Here is a 6,707-nt window from a genome sequence, read left to right as displayed (position 1 = left end):
CCGGTTCTGGGCAGGCGCCGAGTTCCGCGCCTGCGGCCGCTCGGACGGCGGCCGGGCCCGGCGCTGCGCCTGCACCCGGCGTTGCCGTGGGGGACGCACCTGCGGGCGGCGCTGGGGCCGGGCCTGGATCGGTGGCGGGGGTCGTGCCCGTGCCGGGTGGTGACGTTGCCGTCCCGCACGGCTCCGTGCCGGGGAGTGCACCTGTGGCCGGTTGGTCTTCCGCGCCCGGCTCGGGCTCTGGAGACGGGGCCAGGCCGGTGTCCGGCGTCGGGGTCGGGGGCGCCCCGGGCGCCGGAGCCGGGGCGCCCCCGGGGAATCTGCGGGCGCGGCTGACCTCGTTCGTCGGGAGGGAGGGGGATATCCAGGCGATCCGGGCCGATCTGGGACGGGTGCGGCTGGTGACGCTGCTCGGTCCCGGCGGGGCGGGGAAGACGCGGTTGTCGCAGGAGGCCGCGGAGGGGCTCGGCGGGGGTGAGGTCGCGCCGGACGGGGTGTGGCTGGCCGAGCTCGCGCCCGTGCGGGATCCAGGCGCGGTCGCGGAGGCGGTGGTCAGCGCGCTCGGGGTGCGCGAGACCGTGCTCCACGGCGCCGGCGCCGAGGAGCTGCGCGCCGTCGGGGAGCGGCACGGCGACGACCCGCTCGCCCGGCTGGTCGAGCACTGTGCCGCACGTCGCCTGCTGCTCGTCCTCGACAACTGCGAGCACGTGATCGACGCCGCCGCCGAGCTGGCGGAGCAACTCCTCGCCCGCTGCCCCGGCCTGACCGTGCTCGCGACCAGCCGCGAGCCGCTCGGCGTGCCGGGGGAGCTGCTGCGTCCGGTAGAGCCGCTGCCGCAGCCCTACGCGCTGCGGCTGTTCGGCGAGCGCGGCAGCGCCGTGCGGCCGGGGTTCACCCCGGACGAGGACCCGGAGGCGGTCGCGGAGATCTGCCGTCGCCTGGACGGGCTGCCGCTGGCCATCGAACTCGCGGCCGCCCGCCTGCGGATGCTGACGCCCCGGCAGATCGCCGACCGGCTCGACGACCGGTTCCGGCTGCTCACCTCCGGCGCCCGTACCGCGCTGCCCCGGCAGCAAACGCTGCGCGCGGTGGTGGACTGGTCCTGGGAGCTGCTGGACGAGTCCGAGCGGGAGGTGCTCTCGGCGCTGTCCGTGTTCCGGGGCGGCTGCGACCTGGACGCGGCCGAGGCCGTCTGCGGGCCGGACGCCCTGGACGCCCTGGCGTCGCTGGTCGACAAGTCGCTGGTGGTGGCCCGGCCCGACGAGGGCGACGCGGGCATGCGCTACCGGCTGCTGGAGACCGTCGCCGAGTACGCGGGCGACCGGCTGGACGAGCGCGGGCGGCGGGCCGAGGCCGAGCGCGCGCACCTGACGTACTACCGCGAACTCGCCCGCACCACCGATCCGCTGCTGCGCGGGCACGGCCAGCGCGCGGCGATCGCGCGGCTCGAACGCGACTACGAGAACCTGCGCACCGCGCTCCGCCGCGCCGTCGACGCCCGCGACGAGCAGGAGGCGATCAGCCTCGTCCTGTCGCTCAGCTGGTTCTGGCAGATGCGGGACCTGCGCACCGACGCGCGTGCGTGGGCGGAGGCGGCCTCGGGGCTCGGCCCGGACCCGTTCGCCGGCCCGGTGCGCCCCGCGCCGCCGCTGCTCGAGCGCTGCACGGACGTGCCGCCGCCGCTGACGGGGGAGCTGCTCGACGAGGCCCGTCGCCAGGTCCAGCTGCACCGGCTCGCGTATCTGGACACCGACACGGAGCAGTGGAAGTCCGAGGCGGGCCAGGCCCGGCTGCGCGCGATCATCGCCACCTACCGCGCCGACCTGCCGCAGGCCTGCCGCCCGCCCGGCAACGTCTGGTACTTCGCGGTGCTGATGTCCGGCGACCCGGACCGCCTGCTCGAGCTCACCGACCTGACCGCGCGCACCTGTCGTGAGCTCGGCTACGACTGGGAGCTCGCGCTCGTCCTGCAGCTGCGGGCCAACCTCCTCGCCAACCGCAGCGAGTGGGCGCACCAGGCACTGTCGGACGCGGACGAGGCCATGGAGCTGTTCAGCCGGCTGGGCGACGAATGGGGTGTCGCCGAGACGCTGTCGGCCCGTGGTGAGGCGCACGAGAAGCTCGGACGCTACGTCGAGGCCACCGAGGACTACACCCGCGCCCGCCAGGTCGCTGAGGAGATGGGCGCCTACACCCAGGTGACGCTGCTTCAGGTGCGGCTCGGTCAGGTGCTGATCGAGCAGGGGCTGGGGGAGCGCGGCGAGCAACTGCTGTGGGAGACCCTGGAGCCGTCCCGGCGGCTCACCAACGAGGCGCGCCCGGCGGCCCGGATGTTCCTGGTCGGTCGGCTCGGCGAGACCGGCCGCACCGCCGAGGCGCGCGAGCAGCTCGCCCTGCTGCGCGAGGACGCCACCTCCAACGACGCGCCCTTCGTCCACGGTGTGCTCGCCGGGATGGAGGCGATGATCGAGGTCCTCGACCGGCGCACCGACGCCGCGCTGGAGCTGGTGGCGCGCGCCCTCGACCTCGGCGACGACCCGCTCGTTTCGGTGATCATGCCGCATCTGGTGGCGCAGCACCTGCTCACCGCGGCCCGCGCCCTCGCCCAGCGCGGCGACGACGCCAGCGTGCTGCGCGCCGCGCGGCTCGTCGGCGCGGCGGACGCGTCGCTGCCGCCCGGCCACGTCAGGGCCTCGACCGAGCTGCGCTGGCGCGCCGCGGCCGAGGCGGAGGTGCGGGCCCTGCTCGACGAGCCGGGGTACGACCGCGCCTACGCCGAGGGCGGCGGCCTCTCCGTGAGGGAGGCCGCCGCCCTGCTGTGACGCGGACCGGGGTGACGCGGACCGGGGTGAGGCGGACCGGGGTGGGGCGGACCGGGGTGGGGCGGACCGGGGTGGGGCCGGTCAGGCCTTCCGGGTGAACTTGCGGATCGCCACCGGGGCCATGGCCAGCGTCAGACCGATGGTCCAGGCGAGCGTCACGGTCAGCCCGTGGGCGATCGGGCCGCCGGTCATCAGGCCGCGGGAGGCGTCCGCGAGGCCGGACATCGGGTTGTACTTGGTGAAGCTCTCCAGCCAGCCCGGCATCGAGTTGGTCGGCGCGAAGATCGACGACCCGAACTGCAGCGGCATCATCACCAGGAAGCCCATCGCCTGGACGGACTGGGCGTTCTTCATCGTCACGCCGAGGACCAGGAAGATCCACATGATGGCGGAGCCGAACAGCGCCGTCAGCCCGACGGCCGCCAGCAGGCCGAGCCAGTGGCCGTTGATGTCGAAGCCGACCAGGAGCGCGACGACCATCTGGATCGTGACGGCCACGAGGAGCCGGACCAGCTCCACCGAGATCTTCGCGACCAGCACGGAGCCGCGCCCGATCGGCAGGGACCGGAAGCGGTCCATGATGCCCTTGTTGAAGTCCTCGTTGAAGCCGGTGCCGACGCCCTGCGCGATGTTCATGCTCATCATCGCGACCATGCCCGGGATCACGTACTGGACGTACGCGCTCTGACCGCCGCCGAGCGCCTGTCCGATCGAGCCGCCGAAGACGTAGACGAAGAGCAGGGTGAAGATGACCGGCATCAGCACCGCGTCCATCATGGACTCCGGATCCTGCTTGATCCACAGCAGGTTGCGGCGGATCAGCGCGCCGGTGTGGCGGATATGGCCGCGCAGGCTGATCTTGGGGTCGGCCTCGATCGTGATGGTGGGGGCCGTCGGGGACAGGGTGGCGGTGCTCATACGGCGACCTCCTCGAGCTCCGGCGCGGCCTGCTGGGGAGCGGAGGCCTTCTCACCGGTGAGAGACAGGAACACTTCGTCCAGGCTGGGCAGCTCGACGGAGATCGAGCCGATGGTGACGCCGCGGGCGGTGACCTCGGCGACGACGGCGGTCAGCTGGTCGTCGCTGACGATCGGCACCAGGACCTCGCCGGACTCGGTGGGGACGGCGGGGACGGGGCCGCCTGGCCGGTGCTGCTCCAGGGCCTGCGCCAGCGGGTGCAGCTGCAGCGGGTCGGCCGGACGGATCCGCAGGGTGCGGCCGCCGACCTTGGCCTTGAGCTCGTCGATCCCGCCGTTGGCGATGACCCGGCCGCGGTCGATGACGGTCAGTTCGGAGGCCAGCTGCTCGGCCTCCTCCATGTACTGGGTGGTCAGCAGGACGGTCACGCCCTCGCGGACCATGTGGGTGACCTCGGCCCACACCTCGTTGCGGGTGCGGGGGTCGAGCCCGGTCGTCGGCTCGTCCAGGTACAGGACGTGCGGCCGACCGATCATCGACGCGGCGAGGTCGAGGCGGCGGCGCATGCCGCCGGAGTAGGTGCGGGCCGGCCGGGTCGCGGCGTCGGTGAGCGAGAACCGCTCCAGCAGCGCGTCCGCCCGGGAGCGGGCCTCCTTGCGGGACAGGTCCAGCAGTCGGCCGATGAGGTACAGGTTCTCCCGGCCGGAGAGCTTCTCGTCCACCGAGGCGTACTGACCGGTGAGGCCTATCACCCGGCGCAGCTGCCGGGGCTGGCGCACCACGTCGTAGCCTGCGACGACGGCCTGGCCGGCGTCGGGCGTGATCAGGGTGGACAGGCACCGGACGAGGGTGGTCTTGCCGGCGCCGTTCGGGCCGAGGACACCGAGGACGGTGCCCTCGTGCACGTCCAGGTCCACGCCGTCGAGCGCCTTGGTCTCGCCGAAGTGCTTGACCAGCCCCCGCACGGACACGGCCACCGGGCGGCCGGATTCGGGGTTCTTGTCGGTTCGCGTCATGCCCTCAAGGTGCCGGACCCCGCTGACAGCGCGCTGATACGGCGCCGTCGCCGCTGACGAAACGCTGACAGACCCCGCTGACAAACCGCTGACAGACGATTCAGGGCAGGCGCTGCTCCGTCCAGATGATCTTGCCCCGGTCGGTGTAGCGGGTGCCCCAGCGCTCCGACATGTGGGCCACCAGGAACAGACCGCGCCCGCCCTCGTCCGTGCTGGCCGCGTAGCGCACGTGCGGCGCGGTGCTGCTGCCGTCGGAGACCTCGCAGACCAGGGAACGGGTGCGGAGCAGCCGGACGGTGATCGGGCCGGAGGCGTGGCGGATGGCGTTGGTGATCAGCTCACTGAGGATCAGCTCGGTGGTGAACGCGAGGTCGTCGAGGTTCCAACGGTGCAGCTGACGCGCCGCCTTGGCGCGGACCTCGGCGACCGCCGCCGGGTCCTCGGGGACGTCGAAGCAGGCCACGTGGTCGGCGGGGAGCCCGCGGGCCCGGGTGACCAGCAGGGCGACGTCGTCGGCCGCCTCGCGGGCCTCGTCGTCGGGTAGCAGGGCGGAGACGACGGCGTCGCACAGGCGGGCGGGGGAGGAGTCCCCCTCCTGGCGGACCGCACTGCGCAGCCGGTCCAGTCCGGCGTCGATGTCGCGGTCGCGGCGCTCGACCAGGCCGTCGGTGTAGAGCAGGAGCTGGGCGCCGTCCGGCAGTGGCAGCTCGACCGCCTCGAAGGGCATCCCGCCGAGGCCCAGCGGCGGTCCGGCCGGGACGTCGACGAAGGCCGCGCTGCCGTCCGGTTGGACCAGCAGCGGCGGCACGTGCCCGGCGCGGGCGAGCGCCACCTGCCGGGCGACCGGGTCGTAGACGGCGTAGACGCAGGTGGCGCCGATGATGTCGTTGTGCCCGCCCGCGGCCCCGCGTTCCTCGTCCAGGCGGCTGACGACGTCGTCCAGATGGGCGAGCAGCTCGGCGGGAGGGAGGTTGAGATGGGAGACGTTGTGGACGGCCGTGCGCAGCCGTCCCATCGTCGCGGCGGCGCTGAGGCCGTGGCCGACCACGTCGCCGACGACCAGGGCGACCCGGGCGCCGGACAGCGGGATGACGTCGAACCAGTCGCCGCCCGCGCCGGACTGCGCCGGGAGGTAGCGGACGGCCGTGTCAACGGTCTCGAGCTTCGGCAGGTCCAGCGGCAGCAGGCTGCGTTGCAGCGCGGCGGCGAGGATCTGATTGCCGGTCACGGCCGAGACGATCTGCTCCTGGCTGGCGTAACGGGTCTCGAAGACCCCCGTGTTCCGGCCCAGGCGGAGCACGGCGACGCGGTCGGCGACCTCCAGCACGTCGTCGATGTTGTGACTGACCAGCACGATCCCCATCCGGCTGCGGCGCAGCCGATGTACCAGCCGGAGCAGGAGCGCGCTCTGCTGGGGGTCGAGCCCGGCCGTGGGCTCGTCCAGCAGGAGCAGGTTCGGACTGTCGATCAGCGCCCCCGCGATGGCGACCGACTGACGCTCCGCGGCGGTCAGGGCCGCCAGCGGGGCGTGCAGGTCGGCCAGGCGCACCTGCAGACGGTCCAGCAGCTCGCGTGCCTGCTGCTCCATGCCGACCTCGTCCAGGAGCCCGAAGCGGCGCAACTCCCGTCCGAGGAAGAGCTGGGAGATGACGTCGAGATTGAGGCACAGCTGCTGGTCCTGGTGGACTGCGGCCACGCCGAGCCGCCGGAAGGCCCGCGGCCTGCGCAGGTCCAGGGGGTCGCCGCACCACGTGGCGGTGCCGCTGTCCGGCGCTTCGACGCCCGCCATCACCCGGACCAGGGTGGACTTGCCCGCGCCGCTCTCGCCGACGACGGCCACCACCTCGCCCGCTCGCACGTCGAGGTCGACGTCCACGAGCGCTCGTACGGCGCCGAAGCGCTTGGAGACGCCGCGCAGGGACAGCAAAGGTGAATCAGCCATGCGGCGCGATGT

The 6,707-nt window shown here is 73.6% G+C and carries 4 protein-coding genes; 1 reads left to right on the top strand and 3 read right to left on the bottom strand.

Annotated elements, in window-relative coordinates; translation table 11 throughout:
- On the top strand, positions 1-2,819 hold a 2,819-nt coding region (locus TR48_RS25480; RefSeq protein ID WP_236652323.1), incomplete at its 5' end, for an ATP-binding protein.
- An 81-nt stretch (positions 2,820-2,900) separates the two neighbouring features.
- On the opposite strand, the gene TR48_RS25475 is transcribed toward TR48_RS25480, so the two are convergent.
- The 3 genes from TR48_RS25475 to TR48_RS46860 all read right to left on the bottom strand — a co-directional run bounded on the left by TR48_RS25475 (position 2,901) and on the right by TR48_RS46860 (position 6,695).
- A complete protein-coding gene (locus TR48_RS25475; protein WP_042371388.1) occupies positions 2,901-3,737 on the bottom strand; it encodes an ABC transporter permease in 837 nt (278 codons plus the stop codon).
- Positions 3,734-4,753, bottom strand: coding sequence for an ATP-binding cassette domain-containing protein (locus TR48_RS25470; RefSeq protein ID WP_042371386.1), 1,020 nt, complete (start codon positions 4,751-4,753; stop codon positions 3,734-3,736). Before TR48_RS25470 ends, TR48_RS25475 begins: the two co-directional genes overlap by 4 nt.
- A gap of 100 nt (positions 4,754-4,853) precedes the next feature.
- Positions 4,854-6,695: a SpoIIE family protein phosphatase gene (locus TR48_RS46860; protein WP_084729753.1), complete on the bottom strand. Its 1,842-nt coding sequence runs from the start codon at positions 6,693-6,695 to the stop codon at positions 4,854-4,856.
- Positions 6,696-6,707 lie beyond the last annotated feature (12 nt).

This window comes from Streptacidiphilus neutrinimicus (assembly GCF_000787815.1).
Classification (GTDB): Bacteria; Actinomycetota; Actinomycetes; order Streptomycetales; family Streptomycetaceae; genus Streptacidiphilus; species Streptacidiphilus neutrinimicus.
Note: the sequence above shows the minus strand (reverse complement) of the source record. Positions and strands in the feature narration are given on the sequence as shown.